Origin of the sequence: Variovorax sp. EBFNA2 (assembly GCF_033802765.1) — a bacterium.
Classification (GTDB): Bacteria; Pseudomonadota; Gammaproteobacteria; order Burkholderiales; family Burkholderiaceae_C; genus Variovorax; species Variovorax paradoxus_H.
Map to the genome: position 1 here is coordinate 3,688,080 of NZ_CP138496.1, position 24,173 is coordinate 3,712,252.

The following is a 24,173-nucleotide window of genomic DNA, read 5'->3' on the forward strand; positions in this document are numbered from 1 at the left end:
CTGCGCACAAGGACACATCACATGGCCAGCGAACTGATCAAACACATCTCCGATTCTTCCTTCGAGGCCGACGTGCTCAAGTCCAGCCAGCCGGTTCTGGTCGACTACTGGGCCGAATGGTGCGGTCCCTGCAAGATGATCGCCCCCATCCTGGACGAGGTCTCGGCCACGTACGAAGGCAAGCTGCAGATCGCCAAGCTCAACGTCGACGAAAACCGCGACATCCCCGCCAAGTTCGGCATCCGCGGCATCCCCACGCTGATGCTGTTCAAGGACGGCCAGCTGGCCGCCACCAAGGTCGGCGCCATGAGCAAGGCGCAACTCACGGCCTTCATCGACCAGCAACTCGCCTGAGGCATTTCTTCCGGCCAGCGCGCAATGCGTTGGCCGGGGCGATTTTCCTGTCATAATCGCCCTCAGTTCACCGGGCCTTTCATCAGGCAACCGGTTCGAGTTCCCCGGTTCGTGAGGCAGTTCTTGCCCCACATCAAACCTCCCCCCGTTCCCGTTTCGATTACCCCTCCAGGGGTCGTTCCATGCACTTAAACGAACTCAAGGCACTCCACGTGTCTGAAGTCTTCAAGCAGGCTGAGGCGCTTGAAATCGAAAACATCGGCCGCATGCGCAAGCAGGAGCTGATGTTCGCGATCATCAAGAAGCGCGCCAAGGCCGGCGAACAGGTCTTCGCCGACGGCGTGCTCGAAATCCTGCCCGACGGCTTCGGCTTCCTGCGCAGTCCCGACACCAGCTTCACGGCCAGCACCGACGACATCTACATCTCGCCCAGCCAGGTGCGGCGCTTCAACCTGCACACCGGCGACATGATCGAAGGTGAAGTGCGCACGCCCAAGGACGGCGAGCGCTACTTTGCACTGACCAAGCTCGACAAGGTCAACGACGGCGCACCCGAAGCCAACAAGCACAAGGTGATGTTCGAGAACCTGACGCCGCTGTTCCCCAAGGAACAGATGAAGCTGGAGCGCGAAGGCGTCAAGGGCGAAGAGAACCTCACCGGCCGCATCATCGACATCATCGCCCCCATCGGCAAAGGCCAGCGCGCCCTGCTCGTGGCACCGCCCAAGAGCGGCAAGACGGTGATGATGCAGCACATCGCCCACGCGATCAGCGCCAACTACCCCGACGTGCACATGATGGTGCTGCTCGTGGACGAGCGCCCTGAAGAAGTGACCGAAATGCAGCGCACGGTGAAGGGCGAAGTCATTGCTTCGACCTTCGACGAGCCCGCAGCGCGCCACGTGCACGTCGCCGAAATGGTGATCGAGCGCGCCAAGCGCCTGGTCGAGCTCAAGAAGGACGTGGTGATCCTGCTGGACTCCATCACCCGTCTGGCCCGCGCCTACAACAACGTCGTACCCTCGTCGGGCAAGGTGCTGACCGGCGGTGTCGACTCCAACGCGCTGCAGCGTCCCAAGCGCTTCCTGGGCGCTGCGCGCAATGTGGAAGAAGGCGGCTCGCTGACCATCATCGGCACCGCGCTGATCGACACCGGCAGCCGCATGGACGAAGTGATCTTCGAAGAGTTCAAGGGCACCGGCAACTCCGAAATCCACTTGGACCGCCGCCTGTACGAAAAGCGCGTGTTCCCGTCGATCCAGCTCAACCGCAGCGGCACGCGCCGCGAAGAGTTGCTGCTGGCGCCCGAGATCCTTCAAAAGACCCGCATCCTGCGTCAGCTCATGTACAACATGGACGAGATCGAGTCGATGGAGCTGATGCTCAAGAACATGAAGGCGACCAAGACCAATGTCGAGTTCTTCGACATGATGCGTCGCGGCGGCTGAGCTTCAGGCTCTCCCGCAAAAGCGCGTTGGCCCCACGGGTCAACGCGCTTTTTTCATGGGCGTTCGATACGGATGGCGCGGCCTTCGGTGGCGCTCTGGCGGCCGATGTCGAGCAATTCCATCAATGCGACAGCCTGCTCGGGCGGCACGGGATTCGGCCCCTTGCCGAGGATCGCATCGCGAACCGCCGCGTAGTAGTCGACGTAGTTTCCAGACTGCGTCGGCACTGCGTGAAAGTGCGGCGCGCCATCGCTGCCGATCAAAGTGAGTTCGCCATCGATCGGATCGGCGCCCCACCCTTCGGCCGGCGGTCGTTGGCCGGCGCGCAGCGCGTCTTCCTGCGGATCGACGCCGTGCTTGACGTAGCTGCCGCGCGTGCCGTGCACGATGTAGCGCGGCGCCGCATGGGCGGCGAGCGTCGTGGCGTGCAGCACCACGCGCAGCGGCGCATGGGGGCCCCGCTCGTAGCGCAGCACGGCGTGGAAATAGTCTTCGACCAGCGCGCCATCGCGCAAGGCAGCGGTGTCGAGCTGCAGCGTGTCGGGCCGGCCGAAGAGCTGCACGGCCTGATCGACCAGATGCGCGCCCAGGTCCACCCACAAGCCCGAACCCGGCACGGGCTGTTCCCGCCAGCGCTCGCGCACCTGGGGCCTGAAGCGGTCGAAATGCGATTCCAGGTACACCGGGCGACCCAGGTCGCCGGACGCCAGAACCTGCTGGAGCGTCAGGAAGTCGGCGTCGAAGCGCCGGTTCTGGTAGACCGAGAGCACGCGATTGTTGCGCCTCGACAACAGCTCAAGCTCCCGCGCCTCGGCCACATCGAGCGTGAACGGCTTGTCGACCACCACGTGCTTGCCCGCCTCCAGGGCCGCCTTGGCAACCGGATGGTGCTGGGCGTTGGGCGTTGCCACCACCACGAGGTCGATGTCCGCCCGGGCGACCAGCGCCGCCACGTCGGGCACCACGGCCACGTCCGGCCAGTCGGCGTGCACCTTGTGCGGCTGCGAACTCGCCACGGCCGCCAGTTCGAGCCCCGGAACGGCCGAAAGCACGGGCGCATGAAAGGTCTGGCCGGCAAAACCGTAGCCGACAAGACCGGCGCGAAGGGGTGTGGAAATCATGGGTGGGCCCGGTTTGCTCGCAATTGGGGCAGTATGCGATAATCATGGGCTCCGCGAAAAGTGCGGCTGGGCACGTCGCCCGGCTTCCTTGGCCCTCACACTTCACGTCAAAGGCCTCAGGGCGGCGCGCCAGATTGCTGGCACGCTGGTGGCTCTCGCATCGACCGCGCATTGATTCCAACAGCGCAAAAGGAAACACCATGGCAAAAGAAGGCATCCACCCGAATTACCGCGAAGTTCTGTTCGTCGACATGTCGAACGGCTTCAAGTTCGTGACCCGTTCGTGCGCTAGCACCAAGGAAATGGGCAAGACCGACGACGGTCGCGAGCTGCCCCTGTACAAGCTCGACACCACCAGCGAATCGCACCCCTTCTACACCGGCACCCAAAAGTCGGTGGACAACATGGGCGGTCGCGTCGAGAAGTTCCGCAACCGTTTCGGCAAGACCGCTGCCAAGTAATCAGGCACGCGCTCTGGCGTCGAGGGCAGCCCGGTTTACCGCGCTGCCCTTTTTCTTTCCAATCACCCGTCCGCCTCTTCCACCTGCCCCTTGAACCAGCCGACCCCCGCGATCGTTGCCCAGAATGCCGTACGCCGGCTGCCGCGCGTCGCGTTGCTGCTGCTGTGCGCGGCCTACCTGCTGCCGGGCCTGCTCGGCCGGGGCCCCTGGAAGAGCGCCGACATCACGGCCTTCGGCTACATGGCCGAGCTGGCCCGCAGCACCGAGGGCCTCGCCCGCTGGTTCGACCCGCTGCTGCTGGGCATGCGCCCCGAGACCCCCGCGCTGATCCCCTACTGGATCGGCGCCTGGGCGATCCAGCTCGCCCCGTCGTGGGTCAACCCCGACCTGGCCGTGCGCTTCGTGTTCGCGCTGATGCTGTGGGGCACCTTCACCGCGACCTGGTACGCCGTCTACTACCTGGCCCGCACGCCGCGCGCCCAGCCCGTGGCCTTTGCCTTCGGCGGCGAGGCACGTCCCACCGATTACGCCCGCGCCATCGCCGACGGCGGCCTGCTGGCGCTGATCGCTTCGCTGGGCCTGGCCCAACTCGGGCATGAAACCACGCCCGCGCTGGCGCAGCTGTACTTCGCCTCGCACCTGTTCTACGGCGTGGCCGCACTGCCCTACCGCCGCGTCGGCCCGGTGATCGCGCTCGTGGTCGGCACGCTCGGCATGACGCTGAGCGGCGGGCCGACGGTCGGCCTCGCGCTGGCGATCGGCAGCGCCGTGTACATGGCTTACGAACGCCACCAGCGCGCCAACCGTGTTGCAGAAGGCCGCAGCGACGACGAGAGCCCCGGCTTCACGCTGCCCGCCCTGCTGACGATGGTCGGCATCACCGTGCTGGCCGCCGCGCTGGTCTTCGGCCTGGGCCTGGCGCAATGGAAGATCACGCTGGGCAACTCGCTGCTGTCCGACGTGCGCAGCCAGGCCAAGCTGCTGCTGTGGTTCACCTGGCCGGTCTGGCCGCTCGCGCTCTGGACGCTCTGGCGCTGGCGCCGCCAATGGCTCGAGCGCCACGTGGCGCTGCCACTGTGGTTTGCGCTGGTGCCGCTGGCCGCCACCTGGACCACCGATTTCTCCGACCGCTCCCTGCTGCTGGCCCTGCCCGCCTTCGCCACGCTGGCGGCCTTTGCGCTGCCGACCTTCCGTCGCAGTGCGGCGGCGCTGATCGACTGGTTCAACGTGCTGTTCTTCAGCGGCCTGGCCGTGCTCGGCTGGATGTACTGGATCGCCATGTTGACCGGCGCGCCGCGCAAGCCGGCCGCGAGCGTCGCGCGGCTGGTGCCGGGCTTCGAGGCCGCGTTCTCGCCGGTCGCCTTCGTGCTCGCGCTGGCCGCCACGCTGGCCTGGTGCTGGCTGGTGCGCTGGCGCACCGGTCGCCATCGCGCCGCGCTCTGGAAGACGCTGGTGCTGCCGGCCGGCGGCACCGCCCTGTGCTGGATGCTGCTGATGACGCTCTGGCTGCCGCCCATCGACTACGCGCGCAGCTACATCCCGCAGGTGCGCGCCGTGACCGAGCGCATCGGCCACCCGCGCTGCGTCGCCGAACTGGCGCTGAGCCGGCCGCACATCGCGGCGCTGCGCCACCACGGCAACCTGAACCTGCAGCCGATGCTGCTGGGCAACGACTGCCCGTGGCTGCTCGTGAGCCCCGACACCATCGAGCGGCTGCACACCATCATCCCGATGGACCAATGGCGCTTCAGCGGCACCCTGCGCCGCCCCAGCAGCCCCGCGGACGACCTGCTGCTCTACGAGAAGATCGTGCGCTGACCCGTGAGCAGCACGAACGGGAGCGAACGCGGACTCATCGCACGGCACGCCGGCACGGTGCTGATCGGCCAGCTGGCCGTGATGGCCTTCGGCGTGGCCGACACCATCATCGCGGGCCGCTACTCCGAAGGCGCGCTGGCTGCACTCTCGGTGGGCGCCGCGATCTTCGTCAGCGTGTATGTCTCGCTGATGGGCGTGCTGCAGGCGCTGCTGCCGGTGTGGGCCGAACTGCACGGCGCCAACCGGGGCGGCGAAATCGGCCGCTCGGTGCGCCAGTCGCTCTACCTCGCAGCCATCGCCGTCGTGGTCGGCATGACCGTGCTGCTGCTGCCCGGCGCGGCGCTGCGCTGGACCCAGGTGCCCGCCGACATGCGCGGCGAGGTCGAGGCCTACCTCGCGGTGCTGGCCTTTGCGCTGGCGCCCGCCCTGCTCTTTCGCCTCTTCAGCACGCTGAACCAGAGCCTGGGCAAACCCAAGCTCGTGACCTGGCTGCAGCTCGCCTCGCTGCTCGTGAAGCTGCCGCTGTCGGTCTGGTTCACCTTCGGGGGTGCCGGCCTGCCGGCGATGGGGCTGGTGGGCTGCGCCTGGGCCACGCTGTGCGTGAACTGGGCCATGCTGGGCTGCGCGGTCTGGCTGCTGCGCCACGGCGCGTTCTACCGCGGCTACCAGCTGTGGGAGCGCCTCGAGGCGCCCGACTGGCGCCAGATCCGCCTGTTCGCGCGGCTGGGTGTGCCCGGCGGCCTCGCGGTGCTGGTCGAAGTGACGTCGTTCACGCTGATGGCGCTCTTCATCGCGCGCCTGGGCACCGCCGCGGCGGCTGCGCACCAGATCGCCTCGAACCTGCTGGCCGTGGCCTACATGACGCCGCTGTCGCTCGCCATCGCGACCAGTGCGCGCGTGAGCTTCTGGCTCGGGGCCGGCGACACCGCCAAGGCGCGCCATGCCTGCCGCCTGGGCTTCGAACTCACGGCGCTGTTCGCGCTGCTCTATGCCGGCGCCATGGCCGCGTTCCGCACGCAGCTCGCCAACGTGTATTCCGACAACCCGGCCGTGATCGCGATGGCCTCGGCGCTGCTGGTCACGGTGGCGCTGTATCACATCGCCGATGCGTTCCAGACGCTGTGCGTCTTCGTGCTGCGCTGCTACCGCGTGACGCTGGCGCCGCTGGTCATCTACTGCGCGATGCTCTGGGGCATGGGCCTGGGCGGCAGCTACCTGCTGGCCTACCGCGGCCTGGGGCCGTGGCCCGCCATGCAGTCGCCGCTGGCTTTCTGGCTCATGAGCGCCGCAGCGCTGGCGCTCACCGCATTGCTGTTCGTCGCGCTGCTGCGCTGGACGATGAAGGCGCGGGCCCGCTGAAGCCCGCGCCGCCTGCTCACTTGACCATCACGCGTGCTTCGCGCACGCGCGTCGCCGGGAACAGCAGCGCAAAGCGGCTGCCCTTGCCGACCGTGCTCTCGATGCGCAACTCCGCCCCGTGGCGCTGCGCGATGTGCTTCACGATGGCCAACCCGAGCCCGGTTCCGCCGGTCTCGCGCGAGCGGCTGCGGTCGATGCGATAGAAGCGCTCGGTGAGCCGCGGAATGTGCTCGGCGGCAATGCCCGGACCCGTGTCGCGCACGGCGTATTCACCGCGCCCATCGGGCAGCACCCGCCACGTCACGGCCACCTCGCCGCCGCCGGGCGTGTAGCGGATGGCGTTGGTCACGAGGTTCGACATCGCGCTCTGCAGTTCGGTCGGCGCGCCAGACAGTTCGGATTCGGCCTCCGACGTGAACGTGAGCTTGTGCCCTTGCGGCGTGAGCCGCCCTGACAGCCCGCGCCCTTCGTCTTCGCACTGCGCCAGCAGCGCGCGCATGCGCACCCACTGGTTGCCCGACGGCGCCGCACTGCCTTCGAGCCGCGACAGCGTCAGCAGGTCGTTCACCAGCGTTTCCATGCGGTGCGACTGCTGCCCCATGAGCGACAAATAACGCGTGCGCTCGTCGGCATCGAGCGGCAGGTTCTGCAGCGTCTCGACGAAACCCGCCAGCACCGTGAGCGGCGTGCGGATCTCGTGCGACACGTTGGCCACGAAGTCGCGCCGCATGGCCTCGGCCTGCTCCAGCGCCGTGATGTCGCGCGTGAGCAGCATGCGCCGGTTGCCGGCGTACGGATGCACCTGCACCGACAGCCGCACCGGATGGCCGCGATGCTGCGCATGCACGAGGCCGGGCGCATCGATGACCACATCGCGGCTGTAGTTCCACGAGGCCAGGTAGGCCACGAACGCCGGATCGCGCACGAGATTCGCCAGGTGCTGCAGCAGGTCGCGCTCGGCATCGATGCCGAACTGCCCCGCCGCCGTCTGGTTGCACCATTCGATGCGGCCCTGCTCGTCGAGCAGCACCACGCCGTTGGGCGAAGCCTGGATCGCGGCCAGGAACTCCTGCAGCCGGTCTTCGGCCTGCCGGGTCTGTTGTTCACGCTCGCGCAGCAGCTTGCGGATGCGCTCCGACAGCTCGCCCCACACGCCCGGTCCGCGCGACGGCAGCCCGGCCGCGTCGTTGCGCAGCACGCGCAGCAGGCGTTCGGCGCGCCAGGCATCGAAGCCCAGCCAGAGCACCGCGCCCAACCAGGCGCCCAGCCAGCCGTACTTCCAGCCGAAAAGGCCGACAGCGCCCGCCGCGACTGCGAGGGACGCTATAAAAAAAGTAGCAATACGAAAAGGCATGGCGGGCGATTATCCGCGCCCGCCGCCGAGGCTCACGGCGCTGCTCACACCGTGACTTGGGCCGTCAGCCGGTAACCCGCGCCGCGCACGGTTTCCACCATGGGCGCGGCCGCACCCAGCGACTCGCGCAGGCGCTTGACGTGCACGTCGACCGTGCGTTCCTCGATGTAGACGTGGTCGCCCCACACCTTGTCGAGCAGCTGTGCGCGGCTGTGCACGCGCTCAGCGTGCTGCATCAGGTAGGCCAGCAGCTTGAACTCGGTCGGGCCGACCTTCAGCGCCCCGCCCTGCCACGTGACGCGGTGGGTGGAGGTGTCGAGGGCAAGCTCGCCGATCTCGACGCGCTCGGTCACCACCTCGGGCGCGCGGCGGCGCAGCACGGCGCGGATGCGCGCCAGCATTTCCTGGGTGGAGAACGGCTTGGTGATGTAGTCGTCGGCACCGGCATCAAGGCCGGCGACCTTGTCGGGCTCGTCGCCACGCGCCGTCAGCATCAGGATCGGGATGGCCTTGGTGCGCGGGTCTTTGCGCCACTGGCGCGCGAGCTGCAGGCCGCTCTGGCCCGGCAGCATCCAGTCGAGCAGGATCAGGTCCGGCAGGAAGGCGTCGATTTCGCGCTGGGCGGCGGCGCCGTCTTCGGACCAGATCGGCTCGAAGCCGTTGTGGCGCAGGTTGACGGCGATCAGCTCGGCGATCGAGGATTCGTCTTCGACGATCAGGACTCTTGGTTTCTTCATGCGTTCTTGGGAGTCTTTGCGGCGACGGTCGTCACTGCAATGCCGACTCGATTTCCTCCATCGAAGTGTGCCGCACATCGGCGCCCTTGACGATGTAGATGATGAACTCGGCGATGTTCTTGGCGTGGTCGCCGATGCGTTCGATGGCCTTGGCCAGGAACAGCAGGTCCAGGCTGGCGGAGATGGTGCGCGGGTCTTCCATCATGTAGGTGACCAGCTTGCGCACGAAGCCGTCGAACTCCTTGTCGATGAGGTCGTCGTCTTTCAGGATCGACAGCGCGGCGGCCGTGTCCAGGCGCGCGAAGGCGTCCAGGGCAGTGCGCAGCAGGTTCGAGGCCAGGTCGGCGGCAATGCGCAGCTCGGTGGTGGGCAGCTGGCGGGCCGATCCGCTTTCGATGATCGACTTGACCATGCGCGCGATCTTGTTGGCCTCGTCGCCCACGCGCTCCAGGTTGGCGGTGGTCTTGCTGATGGCGATGAGCAGGCGCAGGTCGCGTGCCGTGGGCTGGCGACGCGCAATGATCGACGACAGCTCGCGGTCGATCTCGATCTCCATCGCGTTGACGCGGTGCTCGGTCTCCATCACGCGGTCGGCGGCTTCGGCGTCGAACTGCAGCAGGGCGTACACGGCCTGGTGGATCTGCGACTCGACCATGCCGCCGAGCTCCATCACGCGCGACGAGACGCCGTTGAGTTCGCTGTCGAACTGGCTGGAAAGGTGTTTCTCGGTCATGGTGTTGTTTCCTTTGACTTCAACTCAACCGAAGCGGCCGGTGATGTAGTCCTCGGTCTCCTTGCGCTGCGGCTTGAAGAACATCTGTTCGGTGGCACCGAACTCGATCAGGTCGCCGAGGTACATGTAGGCGGTGTAGTCGCTGCAGCGGGCAGCTTGCTGCATGTTGTGGGTCACGATGACCACGGTGTACTCGTTTTTCAGCTCGGCAATCAACTCTTCGATCTTCGCGGTCGAAATCGGGTCCAGGGCGGAACAGGGTTCGTCGAGCAGCAGCACTTCAGGCTTGATCGCGATGCCGCGTGCAATGCACAGGCGCTGCTGCTGGCCGCCCGACAGGCCCGAGCCGCTTTGCTGCAGCTTGTCGCGCACTTCGGTCCACAGGGCCGCCTTCTTCAGGGCCCATTCGACGCGGTCGTCCATCTCGCTGGCCGAGAGGTTCTCGAACAGCTTCACGCCGAAGGCGATGTTGTCGTAGATCGACATCGGGAACGGCGTGGGCTTCTGGAACACCATGCCGACCTTGGCGCGGATCAGCGCCACGTCCTGCTTGGACGTGAGCAGGTTCTCGCCGTCCAGGGCAATGGTGCCTTCGGCGCGCTGCTCGGGGTACAGCTCGAACATGCGGTTGAAGGTGCGCAGCAGGGTCGACTTGCCGCAGCCCGACGGGCCGATGAAGGCCGTGACCTTGTTCTCGGGAATCTCGAGGTTGATGCCCTTGAGTGCGTGGAACTTGCCGTAGTAGAAGTTCAGGTCCTTGACCGAGATCTTCGAGCGCGACGGTTGTTGTTGTGCGACGGTGTTTGGCATATGGGCGCCTTCTTGATTTAGTGTTTGTTGCGCGTCAGCACGCGCGCCAGGATGTTGAGGGCAAGCACGGCGACGGTGATCAGGAACACGCCGGCCCAGGCCAGTTGTTGCCAGTTCTCGTACGGGCTCATGGCGAACTTGAAGATCGTGACCGGCAGGCTGGCCATGGGCTGGCTCACGTCGGCGGTCCAGAACTGGTTGTTCAGCGCGGTGAAGAGCAGCGGCGCGGTCTCGCCCGCGATGCGCGCCACGGCCAGCAGGATGCCCGTGACCACACCGGCGCGCGCGGCACGCAGCGTGATGCTCAGAATGACCTTCCACTTCGGCGTGCCCAGCGCGTAGGCCGCTTCACGCAGGCCCGGCGGCACCAGCTGCAGCATGTTCTCGGTGGTGCGGATCACCACCGGAATCACGATGAGCGCCAGCGACAGTGCGCCGGCCAGGCCCGAGAAGGTCTTGAAGTAGGCCACCACCACCGCGTAGACGAACAGGCCGATCACGATCGACGGCGCCGACAGCAGGATGTCGTTGACGAAGCGCGTGACCGAAGCCAGCAGGCCCTTGGGGTTGTATTCGGCCAGGTAGATGCCGGCCATGATGCCGATGGGCGTGCCCACGAAGGTCGCCAGCATCACCATCACGAACGAGCCGAAGATGGCGTTGGCGATGCCGCCCGCCTCGTTCGGCGGCGGCGTCATTTCGGTGAACGTGGCGAGCGCCAGGCCGCCGATGCCCTGGCGCAGCGTTTCCCAGAGGATCCACACCAGCCAGAACACGCCGAACGCCATCGCGGCGAGCGACAGCGTGAGTGCGATCTTGTTGACGCGGTTGCGCGCGGCGAACCTCGCCTGGCGCGTCTCGGCCAAGGTCTTGGCGTTGATCAGGTTTTGCGCAGTGGTGCTCATTAAATAACCTCTGCGCTACGCGCGACGGTATTCGCTTTGGGAACGGCCCGGCAGCTCATGTCTTGGTTCCTTCGCTCTTCTTCATCTGCGCCAGCAGCATCTTCGACAGCGACAGCACGACGAAGGTGATGAAGAACAGCACGAGGCCGAGGTACATCAGCGCGGCCTGGTGCAGGCCCGCGCCGGCTTCGGCGAATTCATTGGCCAGTGCCGAGGTGATGCTGTTGGCAGCCTCGAACACCGACAGGGAGTTGAGCTGGTTCATGTTGCCGATCACGAACGTGACGGCCATGGTCTCGCCCAGTGCGCGGCCGAGGCCGAGCATAATGCCGCCGATCACGCCGGCCTTGGTGTAGGGCAGCACGACCTTCGAGACAACTTCCCAGGTGGTGGAGCCCAGGCCGTAGGCCGACTCCTTGAGCAGCGCGGGCGTCACTTCGAACACGTCGCGCATCACCGAGGCGATGAACGGAATGATCATGATCGCCAGGATGATGCCGGCAGACAGAATGCCGATGCCCACGGGCGGGCCCGACACCAGGGCGCCGAGGTACGGCACGCCGGCCAGCAGCTTCTGCAGCGGCTGCTGCACCCAGGTCGAAAGAATGGGGCCGAAGACCAGCAGGCCCCACATGCCGTACACGATGGACGGCACGGCAGCCAGCAGTTCAATGGCGGTGCCCAGCGGGCGCTTGAGCCAGTTGGGCGAGAGTTCGGTCAGGAACAGCGCGATGCCGAAGCTCACCGGCACGGCGATCACCAGTGCGATGAACGAGGTGGCCAGCGTGCCGTAGATCATCACGAGGCCGCCGTACTCGTCCTTCACCGGGTCCCACACGCTGCTCGTGAGGAAGCCGAGGCCGTACTTCGCAATGGCGGGCCAGGCGCCGACGACCAGCGACAGCAGGATGCCGATGAGCATCGCGAGCGTCAGCAGCGCGGCGCCCTTGGCGGCCCAGCCGAAGATGCGGTCGGCCATGGGGCCGGAACGGGGCGCCTTCACGGGCGGAGGAGGAGCGGCAGAGGTGCGCGCGCGCTCGGCCGCAAGGTCGAGGGAGGCGGCAGCAGCAGGAAAGGTGGATGACACGGGTCGCTCCGGCAAAGACGAAAGCGGCGCGTCCTGGAGCGAAGAGTTGCTCATGGGCGCGCCGTCCTGGAGGGTGGATGAAGGGTTGCTTCTTACTTGAACGCGACCGGCTTGCCCGATGCGTCCTTCACTTCACCCCATGCCTTGGCGATGGTGGCCTTCACGGCGTCGGGCATCGGCACGTAGTCGAGGTCGTCGGCCGTCTTGTCGCCGCCCTTGTAGGCCCAGTCGAAGAACTTCAGCACGGTGGTGGCGCTGGCGGGCTTGTCCTGCACCTTGTGCATCAGGATGAAGGTGGCGCCGGTGATGGGCCACGAATCCTTGCCAGCCTGGTTGGTCAGCACCTGGTAGAAGCTCTTGTTCCAGTCGGCACCGGCGGCGGCAGCCTTGAAGGCGGTGTCGTCGGGCGAGACGAACGAGCCGGCGGCGTTCTGCAGCTGCGCGTAGGTCATCTTGTTCTGCTTGACGTAGGCGTACTCGACGTAGCCGATCGAGTTGGGCAGGCGGTTCACGAAAGCGGCGACGCCTTCGTTGCCCTTGCCACCCGCGCCGGTGGGCCAGTTCACGGCCGTGCCTTCGCCGACCTTCGACTTCCACTCGGCGTTGACCTTGCTCAGGTAGTTGGTGAACAGGAAGCTGGTGCCCGAACCGTCGGCGCGGCGAACCGGGGCGATGGCGGCGTCAGGCAGGGCCAGCGAACCGTTCAGTGCCTTGATGGCGGGGTCGTTCCACTTGGTGATCTTGCCCAGGTAGATGTCGCCCAGCACCTGGCCGTTGAGCTTCAGTTCGCCTGGCTTGATGCCGGGAATGTTCACCACGGGGATCACGCCGCCGATGACGGTGGGGAACTGCATCAGGCCCTTGGCTTGCAGCTCTTCGTCCTTCAGGGGAGCGTCCGAGGCGCCGAAATCGACGGTCTTGGCTTCGATCTGCTTCAGACCAGCGCCCGAACCGACCGACTGGTAGTTGATCTTGACGCCGGTGGCCTTGTTGAAATCGGACGCCCACTTGGCGTACAGCGGTGCCGGGAAGCTGGCGCCGGCGCCGGTCACGTCTTGGGCGAGGGCGGGAAGGGAGAACAGCGCGGTCACGAGGCCGGCGGTTGCAAATTTGAACGTCGTTTTCATAAAGCTTCCTTGAGAAGTAAGAAGTAGTCCCTTTTGGGGCTCGAACGGACTCTAAAAAGCTTTTGTGACATCGATGTGACACCCCTCCTGTCGAGGGAAAATGCCGCTGCGCCGGCCGGGTTGTGTGTGACGCTGTCACATAACCGTCATTCGCCCCGCCTAACCTCCAGCCCTTGCCGTGACGCGATTTGGGGAGGCGGCGCCTGCTGTCACGGCGCTACGATCAGAGAACCGCCCTCTTCACTAGAACAATGCAAAACGGCACCCGCCTCGCAGCAGTCGATCTCGGCTCCAACAGCTTCAGGCTGGAAATCGGCCAGGTCGACCACGGACAGATCCACCGCACCGAGTACCTCAAGGAAACCGTGCGCCAGGGCAATGGCCTGGACAGCGCGCGCAACCTCACGACCGAAGCCATGCAGCGCGGCTGGGACGCCCTCGCCCGCTTCGGCGAGCGGCTGGCCGGCTTCAAGCGCTCGCAGGTGCGCGCCGTGGCCACGCAAACCTTGCGCGAAGCGCGCAACCGCGAAGAATTTCTGTTGCGTGCGCGCACCATCCTCGGCTTCGGCATCGACGTGATCCCGGGCCGCGAAGAAGCCCGCCTGATCTATCAGGGCGTGGCGCACCATCTGCCGCACACCGACGCGTCCGACCAGGAACGCCGCTTGGTCATCGACATCGGCGGGCGATCCACCGAAATGATCATCGGCCACGCGCTCGAGGCCGAGCGCATGGAGTCGTACCGCGTGGGCAGCGTCGCCTGGTCGATGAAGCATTTCGGCGAAGGCCAGTTCACCGCCCCCGCCTTCCGCGCCGCCGAAGTGGCGGCCAAGGCCGTGCTGGACGACGCACTCTCCAGCTACACCCGCGACCAGTGGGACGTGGCCTATGGCGCCTCCGGCACCATCGGCGCGGTGGGCGACGTGCTCGCGGCGGCCGGCGGCGAGGCCGGCCTCGTCACGCGCGACGGCCTCGACTGGCTGCTCGACCGCCTGCTCAAGGCCGGCAGCATCGACAAGCTGCGCATCGACGGCATGCGCGAAGACCGCAAGGCCGTGATCGGCGGCGGCCTGAGCGTGCTGCGGGCGGTGTTCGATCTGCTCGACATCCAGGAAATGAAGGTCGCCCAGGGCGCCCTGCGCCACGGCGTGCTGTACGAGTTGCTCGAGCGCGACGAGAGCGTGGCCGACATGCGCAGTGCCACGGTGACCCGGCTCGCCACCCGCTTCGCGGTCGATCCGGCCCAGGCCAAGCGCGTGAGCGAGACCGCCGCCGCGCTGTTCGTGCAGCTCGCCCCCGCCGCGCGTGGCGGCAGCACCTCGAGCCGCGCCGGCCGCGCGCTGCGCAAGCTCGGCTGGGCCGCGCAACTGCACGAGATCGGCGCGCTGGTCTCTCACAGCGACTATCACAAGCACGGTGCCTACATCCTCGACAACGCCGACGCGCCGGGCTTTGCGGTGAACGAGCTGCACGCGCTCGGCCAGCTGGTGCTGGGCCAGCGCGGCAAGCTGCGCAAGCTCGAAGCCTCGCTGGACGACGAGACTTTCGTGACGCAGCTGCTTGCGCTGCGGCTGGCCGTGATCCTGTGCCATGCGCGCCGCGACCCCGACCCGAAGGCGCTGAACCTCGCGGCACTCGGTGCCAGGGCCTTCACGATCGCCTGCGCGCCCGATTGGGCCGACGCCTATCCGCAGTCGGCACACCTGCTGCGCGAGGAAGTGCTGGCCTGGCAGAAAACCAGCAACTGGCGCGTGGAACTCAGCGGCGCCTGAGCCGTTTCACTTCGTGTCGATGCCGGCCGTCTGCGTGACGGCCGCTGCGCCGGCCTTGTGCAGCACCTCTTCCCCGAACATCTCGACATAGGCCGGCTGCACGATCTGGTCAAGCCCGCGCTTCAACCCTTCGCGAGCGCCTGCGGTGTCCTTGAGCAGGCCGTCGTACAGGAGGTAGGTCGGCTCGCTCACGTCGGCGACCTGCAAGGTCTGGCCCACGACGGACTGCTTCTCGTCCCTCAGCAGCTGTTCCACCCAGACGTACGGCTTGAAGCTCGATGTCGCATCGGCCGCGCCATAGGACGTCGTGATCCGCAGGATCAAGGTGCTGTAGCCGGGCGTAGGCGGGAGTTCCTGCACCTGCATCTGCGCATGCTCTCCGGTCGCGCGCATGAAAGGCGTCAGCTTCACCTCGCGGCCACTCTCCCGCAGGCGCGCCGCCAGTCGCTCGGCGAACTGCCTGTTGAGCGCCATGGTCGCTCCGCTGTTCTTCACTGCGGCCGTGAACTCCTTGCTGCGCTGGTCGGTCCGGGCGGCCATCGTCATTCGGCTGCCGGTATCGACGGAGATTGCCAACAGCGCAGCGATGGGCCCAAAAAACCCTGCGAAGCCCGTCAGCCCCGACCCGCCGCCATCCGTGACGATCAGCTGGTCCTGCGCGTTGTAGATGACCTCGACCTTCTCGATCGACCGGGTGGCATCGTGGCGGGTCTGCAGCGCAGGCGCGACGCTGTTCGCCGCGCACCCCGACAGCAGGGCTGCAGCAACAAGCAGAGAAATCAGCGTTTTCAACCGCATGTCCGCGTCTTCACGCGGCATGTTCTTGAAGCTTCTTGGCAGTGTGTGGAGCAGTTTCATGCGTGTCCCCCAGTGAGGTGGTCGACCGGCACCGCTTCTTCTCGCATCGGGGCAAAAGCACGTTGCCGTGGAGTCACACTGTAGAAATTGCGCCGCACGCGCGCATGAGTGGTTCGCCCCTTTTTCCGGGAGACAAGCGCCCTGCCGCCTCGGTCCGCGACCGTGACAAAGCGCCCGCCCGGAAGCGTCAGGCGGGGGTGTTGGCGGCGAAGGACCGCTGTAGCAGCTAGAGAAGCTCGGGCGCCTGCACCGTCACGACGACGGTCTGCACATCGCCGTCGCGCTCGCGGGTGCGGATCCACCACAGCGAGCCCTTGCGCACGGGGCAGCTGTCCTGCTTCAGGCCGAGCAGCAACGAGATCGCCTGCCCCAGCGACGGCTGGTGGCCAATCACCAGCACCACCGACTTGCCGTTGGGCCAACCGGTGGCAGCCAGCAGTTCGTCGGGCGTGGTGTCGGGCGACAGCTCGGAACGCAGCTTGTACTTGCGGCCCAGTGCCAGCGCGGTCTGCTCGCAGCGGCGCGCCGGGCTGCACACGATGCGTGTGCCGTCGGGCAGCTGCCGGTCGAGCCAGGAGGCCATGCGCTTGGCCTGTTTTTCGCCGCGCGGCGTGAGCGAGCGCTGCATGTCGTCACACCCTTCGGTCCAGTCCTCGGCTTCGGCGTGACGCCAGAAGATCAAGTCCATGCTCATCGTCTTTCGAACTTCTTCTTCAATTTCAATTGGCGGACGCATCACGGTGGTTTCCTCGCGATGCATAGCGGCCCATCAAGGCGGCCTGGGCGCCATGCGCTTCGATCGCGGGGGACGCACCCGCCTCGCCGGGGTGCGTGTCGTGGTCGACACGCCGGTAGACGCCGTCGCCGCCCAGGTCCCAGGCGTCGCGGCCATCGTGCAGGTAAGCCACCAGGCACTCGTCGATGAGGCGCTGGCGCAGGGTGGGATCGGTCACGGGCCAGGCCAGCTCGATGCGCCGCATCATGTTGCGGTTCATCCAGTCGGCGCTCGACAGGTAAAGCGACTCGTCCTCGCCATGGCGGAAATAGAACACCCGCGAATGCTCGAGGAAGCGCCCGATCACCGAGCGCACGCGCACGTTGTCGGTGAGCCCCGGCACCTGCGCCGGCAGCGTGCAGGCGCCGCGCACGATGAGGTCGATCTTCACGCCCTTCTGCCCCGCGCGAATGAGCGCGCCGATGATTTCCTCGTCGGTCAGCGCGTTCATCTTGGCGACGATGCGCGTCGGCTCGCCGTTCGCAGCAGCCTGCCCCAGCGCATCGATGCGCGCGACCAGGTTCTTGTGCAGGTCGAAGGGCGCGAGCCACATGCGGTTGAGCTTGGGCAGGCGGCTCTGGCTGGCCAGGTGGACGAACACGGCCTCCATGTCGGCCGTGAGCGCCGGGTCGGCTGTGAGGTGGCTGATGTCGGTGTACAGCCGCGCCGTGCGCGGGTTGTAGTTGCCGGTCGACAGGTGGCCGTAGCGGCGCAGCTGCTTGCCCTCGCGGCGCGTGACCAGGAGCATCTTGGCGTGGGTCTTCAGGCCCACCACGCCGTACACCACCTGCGCGCCGATCGACTCGAGCATCTCGGCCCAGTTGATATTGGCCTCTTCGTCGAAGCGCGCCTTCAGCTCGACCACCACCGTCACTTCCTTGCCGCGGCGCACGGCTTCGCGCAGCAGGTCCATGAGTTCCGAGTCGGGGCCGGTGCGGTAGATGGTCTGCTTGATGGCCAGCACCTGCGGGTCGAGCACCGCGTCGCGCAGGAAAGCCAGCACGCCGTCGAAGCTTTCGAAGGGCTGGTGGATCAGCACGTCGCCGCGCTGCAGCCGGTCGAAAAACGACTGCGCGGGCGACAGCGTGACGGGGAACGACGCCACATACGGCGGGAAGCGCAGCTGCGGCTCGCCGATCAGGTCGATGAGCTGCGTGAGCCGCGCCAGGTTCACCGGCCCGTGCACGCGGTACAGCGCCTGCGGCGGCAGGTTGAACTGCGCGAGCAAAAAGCTCGCGAGCGATTCGGCGCAGCTGGCCGACACCTCGAGCCGCACGGCCTGGCCGTAGTGGCGATGCTGCAGGCCCTGGCGCAGGGCGGTGCGCAGGTTCTTGACGTCTTCCTCGTCGACCGCAAGGTCGGAGTGGCGCGTCACGCGGAACTGCGAGAAGTCGCCCACCTCGCGGCCCGGGAACATGCTCGACAGGTGCGCGCGCACCACGCTCGACAGCGCCACGAACAGCGTCTTGCCGTCAGACACCTTGGCCGGCATCTTGATGAGGCGCGGCAGCACGCGCGGCAGCTTGACGATCTGGATCGGGTTCTCGCGGCCGAAGGCGTCCTTGCCGCCCAGGCGCACGATGAAGTTCAGCGACTTGTTCGCCACCTGCGGAAACGGGTGCGCCGGATCGAGCCCCACCGGAATCAGCAACGGGCGCACCTCGCGCTCGAAATACTCGCCGACCCACTTGCGCTGGGCCGGATTGCGCTCGCCATGCGACACGATGTGGATGCCATGCGTGGCAAAGGTCGGCATCAGCTCGTCGTTGTACAGCGCGTACTGGCGCGCCACGAGTGCATGGGCGGCTTCGGACAGGCGCTCGAACGACTCGACCGTGTAGGTGCCCTTGCGGTCGCCGGCGCTGCCCGCGCTCAGGTGCGGCGCGGCACGGACCTCGAAGAACTCGTCGAGATTCGACGACACGATGCACAGATAGCGCAGCCGTTCGATCAGCGGCACTTCGGGCCGGTGGGCCCAGTCGAGCACACGTTCGTTGAACGAGAGGATGCTGTGGTCGCGGTCCAGCAATGCGAACGGAGGCGCTTCACCGACGCGCAAAGGGTCAGCGGAGAGGGAGGGCATGGGCACTGATTCTGGAGCAAGCGGCACGGGAGAACACGACGGCTGAAATATGACAGTGTCAACGTCGTCCGTGACAGTTCCATGACATTCGCGTGACGCGCCCTCTCCCGCAGAGAGCGAACCTGACACATTCGGCGGCAGCGAAGCAACGTGCGGCCCGGCGTCGGGCCGGATGGCCGCCGGCTTCATGCGCCGAGGAAGTGCTTGCGGTAGCGCGCCGGCAGGTCGTCGATGCGCATGAGCATCGGCAGGTCGGCGGTGTTGAAGTCAGGGTCCCAGGCCGGCGCGCCGAGCACCTTGGCGCCCAGCCGCAGGTAACCCTTGATGAGCGCGGGCGGTTCCACGTCGAGCGCGCTGTCGAGCCGTTCGACCGGCAGCGGCAGGCGCGGCTGCACCTGGTATTGAATCGGCGCGAGGTGGCTGGCCGAGAGCTGGCGCCAGATGCTGGCCGCCGCGTCGCCGCTGGTCACGCCGTTGTGCGACATCGGAATGCTCGCGCAGCCGATCATGGTGTCGAGCTTGTTGCGGTGCATGAAGCCGGCCAGCGCGCCCCACAGCGCGAGGATCACGCCGCCCTGGCGGTGCTCGGCGTGTACGCAGCTGCGGCCCAGTTCGACCATGCGCTCGCGCAGGTCGCGCAGGCGGGTCAGGTCGAATTCGGTGTCGCTGTAGGTGCTGCCGACGCGGCGGGCCTGGGCGGGGGTCAGCACGCGGTAGGTGCCGATGACCTGGCCCGTGAGTTCGTCGCGCACCAGCAGGTGTTCGCAGAAGTCGTCGAACAGGTCGATGTCGTGGCCGGCCAGCGGCGTGCTCAGGCGCGCGCCCATCTCGCCGACGAACACGTCGTGACGCAGGCGTTGCGCGGCGCGCACGTCGTCCAGATGACGCCCCCAGCTCACCGTGATGCCCGGCTTGCTGGCCTCGGCGGCGGGCGGCACGATGACGGCCAGCGGCGCCTCGGGCACCGATGTGCGGGTGGCCAGTGCGGCGACGGTTGCGGCGGCGGCGGCGGCAGCGGCAACAACGGCGGGGGTTCCGGCTGCGGGTGCGGGCCACAGGGCTGCGCGCAGTCCGAGCTGCGAGAGCGGAAACGTCGGGTTCGGCAGTTCTTTCATGGGAAATCCCTTTCTGCTGACCGAGTCTGGACACGCGCAATGAAAGCGGCATGTCAGCGGCGTGGCAGCCACATGACGTTGTTACAGCGCGCGTCAGCGTCGCTTTGGCGCCGCTTCGGCGTCTAATGCGGGGCATTCGCGACACGGAGTTCGATCCCATGGCCACCGATGCACCAGGCGCCAACAGCCGCCTGCACCAGACTTTCCCCGTCCTCAGTGACGCCGAGATGGCACGCATCGCCAGCTTCGGCAGCGTGCAGCGCTTTGCGCGCGGCGAGCGCCTGTTCACCGCCGGCGAGACCGGCGCCGGCATGTTCGTGCTGCTCAAGGGCGTGGTCGCCGTCACGCAGCGCGACGGCCTGGGCCATGTGGTGCCGATCGCACGCCAGGGGCCGGGCGAATTCCTCGCCGAGGTCGGCCAGCTCAGCGGGCGCCCTGCCCTGGTCGACGGGCATGCCGACGAAGAGGTTGAGGCGCTCGTCGTGCCACCCGACCGCTTGCGCGCGCTGCTCGTGGCCGAGGCCGACCTGGGCGAGCGCATCACGCGCGCGCTGATCTTGCGGCGCGTGGCGCTCATCGAATCGGGTGCGGCGGGGCCGGTGCTGATCGGCCGGCCCGACTCGCCCGAGATGGCGCGGCTGGAGAACTTCCTGCGCCGCAATGGCCATCCGTATCACCTGGTCGATGCAGCCGCCGACGCCGATGCCGCCGCGCTGCTCGCGCAATATGGCTCCGACAAATTGCTGGCCGTATGCCCCGATGGTTCCGTGCTCGTCAACCCGAGCGACGAAGGCCTGGCGCGCTGCCTCGGCATGGTCGACACCGCGGCGCGCGACGAGCTCTACGACGTGGCCGTGGTCGGCGCCGGGCCCGCCGGCCTTGCGACCGCGGTGTACGCGGCCTCCGAAGGGCTGCGCGTGATCGTGCTCGACTGCCGCGCCTTCGGCGGACAGGCCGGCGCGAGCGCGCGCATCGAGAACTACCTGGGCTTTCCGACCGGCATCTCGGGGCAGGCGCTGGCGGGCCGTGCGTTCGTTCAGGCGCAGAAGTTCGGCGTCGAGATGCTGATTCCGGCGCAGGTGGAAGCGCTCGACTGCTCGCGCGAGAACGCGCTGGGCAGCCTCGCACTGAAGCTCACCGACGGTCGCACGATCAGCGCGCGCACGGTGGTCATTGCAAGCGGTGCCCGCTACCGCCGACCCGGCGTGCCGCGCCTGGCCGAATTCGAAGGCCGCGGCATCTGGTACTGGGCCTCGGCCATCGAGGCCAAGATCTGCGCGCAGCAAGAGGTCGCGCTGGTGGGCGGCGGCAACTCGGCCGGCCAGGCGGCGGTGTTCCTGTCGCGCCACGCGGCCAAGGTCAACGTGCTGGTGCGCGGGCCGTCGCTGGCGGCCAGCATGTCGCGCTACCTCATCGACCGCATCGAGGCCACGCCCAACATCTCGCTGCAACCGCACACCGAACTCGTGCGGCTGCACGGCGCGCCCGAAGAAGGCCTGACCGGCGCCACGTGGCGCTGCCACACCTCGGGCCAGGAGCACGACTGCCCGGCGCGCAACATCTTCCTGTTCGTCGGCGCGGAGCCCGAAACGTCATGGCTCGACGGCTGCGGCGTGTCGGTCGACCGCCACGGTTTCGTGCTGACGGGCCCGGCCGCGAGCAGCGGCTTTCCGGCGCGCCCCGCTGCGGCGCTCGAATCGAGCGTGTCCGGCGTGTTCGCCGTGGGCGATGTGCGCTCGGGCTCGGTCAAGCGCGTGGGCGGCGCGATCGGCGAAGGCGCCGCGGTGGTGGCGCTGATTCACCAGCACCTGTCGTCGAGTTCGGCCGTGGCCTGAACTTTTTCCAGACATACCCCATGCCCATTCAAGCCTGCGAACACGTTCCCGCCGACCTCGCGCCACCGCACACGCCCCGCGGCTGCGAAGACTGCCTGAAGACCGGCGACACCTGGGTCCATCTGCGCCTGTGCGTGCACTGCGGCCATGTGGGCTGCTGCGACTCGTCGAAGAACCGCCACGCCACGAAGCACGCGCGGGCCGAAGAACATCCCGTGATCCAGTCGATCGAGCCCGGCGAACACTGGATGTGGTGCAACGCGCACGAACGACAGGTGGGGTGACCAAGCCAGGGCGAGCTGGCAAACGGCCAATGCCCGCACCCGCACGCGTCCGGATGCGCGTGTATATGCTGCCGTTCTCCCGTCACAACCCTCTCAATCTGGAGCTCCGCGACATGCCCGCATCGCCCATCGAGGTCTATTCCTGGCCCACGCCGAACGGCCACAAGATTCACATCATGCTCGAGGAGTGCGGCCTGCCGTACCACGCGCACCCGGTGAACATCGGCACCGGCGACCAGTTCGCACCCGAGTTCCTGAAGATCAGCCCGAACAACAAGATTCCCGCCATCACCGACCCCGACGGACCGGACGGCCAGCCGATCTCGCTGTTCGAATCAGGCGCCATCCTCGTGTACCTCGCGGGCAAGACCGGCAAGTTCCTGCCCACGGGCGACCGCGAACGCTACGACGTGCTGCAGTGGCTCATGTTCCAGATGGGCGGCGTCGGCCCGATGCTCGGCCAAGCGCATCACTTCCGCATCTACGCGCCCGAAAAAATCGCCTATGCCGTCGACCGCTACACCAACGAGGCCAAGCGCCTGTACGGCGTGATCGACCGGCAATTGGCCAGGCACAAGTTCATCGCCGGCCAAAGCTATTCGATTGCCGACATCGCCATCTTCCCGTGGCTGCGCAGCTGGGAAAACCAGGGCATCACCCTCACCGACCACCCGCACCTGAAGGCCTGGTTCGACGGCATCGCCGCGCGCCCGGCCGTGCAACGCGGCGTGAAAGTGCTGGCCGACCTGCGCCGCCCGATCACCGATGACAAGGCCCGCGAGATCCTTTTTGGCAAGACCCAGTACGAGAAGCGCTGATCGGCCCCTTATTCGGGCTAGAATGGAAGGCTTGGCGGGGTGTAGCGCAGCCTGGTAGCGCATCTGGTTTGGGACCAGAGGGTCGAAGGTTCGAATCCTTTCGCCCCGACCAAAAGAAAAGTGAAAGCCTGCAACGATGAAAGTCGTTGCAGGCTTTTTTCTTTTCCGGGCCGGTCGCCATCACAGCGAGTTTCAAGCGCCCTTTAGACGTTTCGTAGCACGAACCACTGGTTTCCGTACATCAGGCAACGCCACTGCCTTGCTGTTACACGGCGACTGCAACTTTTTTCTTACGGGACTACCCGCGTGACACTCGGCGGTCACGCAGAATCGACTCAATCGTGATCTTGTTTACAAAGTAAGCTGAGTTGCGTTTACAAAGCCGAAGAGCTGAGTCAGGGATGGACGTCGCAGCAAACCCTCATCACCCCTGGACCCCTTTCCGATGCTGAATTACTTTTCCCGCTGTTCTTGCGGCCTCAGGCATCTCGTTCGCATCGAGCGCCGGCCATGGATGCGTCTCTTCTCGAGCCAGCGCTTCTACCAATGCGGCGCCTGCGGAAAAAAGCAACTGGCGTCCGAACGCGCGGTGAACGACGCCGTGTGGAAATACCGTTCGCAAAACCCCTGACAGCCCTCCACCGCAGCGACCCGGCAGGACATCGCACGGCCCAAACGGCCGTCCTTAGCAATCTGTTGCGCGTGCAGCCCTTTCGCTGCAGGCCCTTCGCACCCACAGAATCGAACGCGGGTGCTTCACGGTTGCGCAAACCGCGAAGCAGCGTCGGGGAAAGAGTGTCGACACCTTCCCGGTTTGAACTCTTCTGTGATGCTGCTGAATCTGTTTCTCCGATGTTCCTGCGGCCTGGCAGGCCTTCGTCGCATTGAGCGGCGAGCATGGATGAGGGTGCTGCCGACCCTCAGGTTGTATCGGTGCCGTGCCTGCTGCAAGAAGCAGCTCGTGTCGAAGCAGGCAGTCGAGACGGCCAGGGTCTCCTCCCGAGCCATCCAGGCGCATTCCCTCCTCCAGCAGCGCCCCTCGGCGGAGGCGTCGTGCATGGAGGGATGTAGGTAGAATCCGCGCTTCCCCGGTCAGAGGCAGAAGCGTTCAGGCCGTTGATTTTTCGGTCTGTTCCCGCATTTCTTGCGGCCCGAGAATTGAAGGCTCCGGCCCTCGCATCTCAACCGGAATCTGCCCGTAGCTCAGTTGGATAGAGCACCTGCCTTCTAAGCAGGTTGTCGGGGGTTCGATCCCCTCCGGGCAGGCCACCTAAGTGGTTGATTTAAAAGGATTTTCTCAGATCACGGAGAAAATTCGA

Annotated in this window: 22 protein-coding genes and 2 tRNA genes; 12 read left to right on the forward strand and 12 right to left on the reverse strand. The window is 66.6% G+C overall.

Annotated elements, in window-relative coordinates; all coding sequences use genetic code 11:
- The first annotated feature begins 21 nt into the window (after positions 1-21).
- On the forward strand, positions 22-354 hold the full coding sequence (gene trxA / locus RZE79_RS17390; protein WP_042578306.1) for a thioredoxin TrxA: 333 nt from the start codon (positions 22-24) through the stop codon (positions 352-354).
- A 182-nt stretch (positions 355-536) separates the two neighbouring features.
- Positions 537-1,802, forward strand: coding sequence for a transcription termination factor Rho (gene rho / locus RZE79_RS17395; RefSeq protein WP_062473130.1), 1,266 nt, complete (start codon positions 537-539; stop codon positions 1,800-1,802).
- 53 nt (positions 1,803-1,855) lie between these two features.
- On the opposite strand, the gene RZE79_RS17400 is transcribed toward rho, so the two are convergent.
- Positions 1,856-2,923: an oxidoreductase gene (locus RZE79_RS17400; RefSeq protein ID WP_319355586.1), complete on the reverse strand. Its 1,068-nt coding sequence runs from the start codon at positions 2,921-2,923 to the stop codon at positions 1,856-1,858.
- A gap of 200 nt (positions 2,924-3,123) precedes the next feature.
- Between RZE79_RS17400 and RZE79_RS17405 the strand changes: the two genes are divergently transcribed.
- The 3 genes from RZE79_RS17405 (at position 3,124) to RZE79_RS17415 (ending at position 6,561) form a co-directional block, all read left to right on the forward strand.
- Positions 3,124-3,384 carry a type B 50S ribosomal protein L31 gene (locus RZE79_RS17405; RefSeq protein ID WP_319355587.1) on the forward strand — a complete coding sequence of 87 codons (261 nt, stop codon included), beginning with the start codon at positions 3,124-3,126 and terminating at the stop codon, positions 3,382-3,384.
- A 90-nt stretch (positions 3,385-3,474) separates the two neighbouring features.
- A complete protein-coding gene (locus RZE79_RS17410; RefSeq protein WP_319355588.1) occupies positions 3,475-5,202 on the forward strand; it encodes a hypothetical protein in 1,728 nt (575 codons plus the stop codon).
- Between the two features lie 3 nt (positions 5,203-5,205).
- On the forward strand, positions 5,206-6,561 hold the full coding sequence (locus tag RZE79_RS17415; protein WP_319355589.1) for an MATE family efflux transporter: 1,356 nt from the start codon (positions 5,206-5,208) through the stop codon (positions 6,559-6,561).
- A 16-nt stretch (positions 6,562-6,577) separates the two neighbouring features.
- On the opposite strand, the gene phoR is transcribed toward RZE79_RS17415, so the two are convergent.
- From phoR to pstS, 7 genes are read right to left on the reverse strand one after another with little or no spacing between them, the layout of a single operon-like run.
- A complete protein-coding gene (phoR, locus tag RZE79_RS17420; protein ID WP_319355590.1) occupies positions 6,578-7,915 on the reverse strand; it encodes a phosphate regulon sensor histidine kinase PhoR in 1,338 nt (445 codons plus the stop codon).
- A 44-nt stretch (positions 7,916-7,959) separates the two neighbouring features.
- Positions 7,960-8,652 carry a phosphate regulon transcriptional regulator PhoB gene (gene phoB, locus RZE79_RS17425; protein ID WP_007836652.1) on the reverse strand — a complete coding sequence of 231 codons (693 nt, stop codon included), beginning with the start codon at positions 8,650-8,652 and terminating at the stop codon, positions 7,960-7,962.
- Positions 8,653-8,683: 31 nt separating this feature from the next.
- On the reverse strand, positions 8,684-9,385 hold the full coding sequence (gene phoU / locus RZE79_RS17430; protein WP_062473142.1) for a phosphate signaling complex protein PhoU: 702 nt from the start codon (positions 9,383-9,385) through the stop codon (positions 8,684-8,686).
- A 24-nt stretch (positions 9,386-9,409) separates the two neighbouring features.
- Positions 9,410-10,195, reverse strand: coding sequence for a phosphate ABC transporter ATP-binding protein PstB (pstB, locus tag RZE79_RS17435; RefSeq protein WP_056580144.1), 786 nt, complete (start codon positions 10,193-10,195; stop codon positions 9,410-9,412).
- A 17-nt stretch (positions 10,196-10,212) separates the two neighbouring features.
- Entirely contained in the window at positions 10,213-11,100 is an 888-nt protein-coding gene (pstA, locus tag RZE79_RS17440) for a phosphate ABC transporter permease PstA (RefSeq protein WP_153283954.1), read from the reverse strand.
- A 55-nt stretch (positions 11,101-11,155) separates the two neighbouring features.
- On the reverse strand, positions 11,156-12,241 hold the full coding sequence (pstC, locus tag RZE79_RS17445) for a phosphate ABC transporter permease subunit PstC (RefSeq protein WP_153283953.1): 1,086 nt from the start codon (positions 12,239-12,241) through the stop codon (positions 11,156-11,158).
- Positions 12,242-12,279: 38 nt separating this feature from the next.
- The gene (gene pstS, locus RZE79_RS17450) at positions 12,280-13,314 is read right to left on the reverse strand and encodes a phosphate ABC transporter substrate-binding protein PstS (RefSeq protein ID WP_319355591.1); all 1,035 of its coding nucleotides are present in this window, start codon (positions 13,312-13,314) and stop codon (positions 12,280-12,282) included.
- Positions 13,315-13,565: 251 nt separating this feature from the next.
- On the opposite strand from pstS, the gene RZE79_RS17455 reads away from it, so the two are divergent.
- Entirely contained in the window at positions 13,566-15,086 is a 1,521-nt protein-coding gene (locus RZE79_RS17455) for a Ppx/GppA phosphatase family protein (protein WP_319355592.1), read from the forward strand.
- A gap of 6 nt (positions 15,087-15,092) precedes the next feature.
- On the opposite strand, the gene RZE79_RS17460 is transcribed toward RZE79_RS17455, so the two are convergent.
- From RZE79_RS17460 to RZE79_RS17475, 4 genes are all read right to left on the reverse strand, one after another.
- Positions 15,093-15,944, reverse strand: coding sequence for a hypothetical protein (locus RZE79_RS17460; protein WP_319355593.1), 852 nt, complete (start codon positions 15,942-15,944; stop codon positions 15,093-15,095).
- 226 nt (positions 15,945-16,170) lie between these two features.
- Positions 16,171-16,632, reverse strand: coding sequence for a histidine phosphatase family protein (locus RZE79_RS17465; protein ID WP_194274138.1), 462 nt, complete (start codon positions 16,630-16,632; stop codon positions 16,171-16,173).
- 31 nt (positions 16,633-16,663) lie between these two features.
- A complete protein-coding gene (gene ppk1 / locus RZE79_RS17470; RefSeq protein WP_373696485.1) occupies positions 16,664-18,991 on the reverse strand; it encodes a polyphosphate kinase 1 in 2,328 nt (775 codons plus the stop codon).
- Positions 18,988-19,917, reverse strand: coding sequence for a GNAT family N-acyltransferase (locus tag RZE79_RS17475; RefSeq protein WP_319355595.1), 930 nt, complete (start codon positions 19,915-19,917; stop codon positions 18,988-18,990). Before RZE79_RS17475 ends, ppk1 begins: the two co-directional genes overlap by 4 nt.
- Positions 19,918-20,075: 158 nt before the next feature.
- On the opposite strand from RZE79_RS17475, the gene RZE79_RS17480 reads away from it, so the two are divergent.
- From RZE79_RS17480 to RZE79_RS17505, 6 genes are all read left to right on the forward strand, one after another.
- A complete protein-coding gene (locus RZE79_RS17480; RefSeq protein WP_319355596.1) occupies positions 20,076-21,752 on the forward strand; it encodes an FAD-dependent oxidoreductase in 1,677 nt (558 codons plus the stop codon).
- 20 nt (positions 21,753-21,772) lie between these two features.
- Positions 21,773-22,036 (forward strand): UBP-type zinc finger domain-containing protein, encoded by a 264-nt coding sequence (locus RZE79_RS17485; RefSeq protein WP_319355597.1) that lies wholly within the window; start codon positions 21,773-21,775, stop codon positions 22,034-22,036.
- 113 nt (positions 22,037-22,149) lie between these two features.
- Positions 22,150-22,854 (forward strand): glutathione binding-like protein, encoded by a 705-nt coding sequence (locus RZE79_RS17490; protein ID WP_319355598.1) that lies wholly within the window; start codon positions 22,150-22,152, stop codon positions 22,852-22,854.
- A gap of 35 nt (positions 22,855-22,889) precedes the next feature.
- Positions 22,890-22,966 (forward strand) — tRNA-Pro (locus RZE79_RS17495).
- Between the two features lie 333 nt (positions 22,967-23,299).
- Positions 23,300-23,485, forward strand: a complete 186-nt coding sequence (locus RZE79_RS17500) for a hypothetical protein (protein ID WP_153283943.1) — start codon at positions 23,300-23,302, stop codon at positions 23,483-23,485.
- Between the two features lie 561 nt (positions 23,486-24,046).
- A tRNA-Arg gene (locus RZE79_RS17505) sits at positions 24,047-24,123 on the forward strand.
- Positions 24,124-24,173 lie beyond the last annotated feature (50 nt).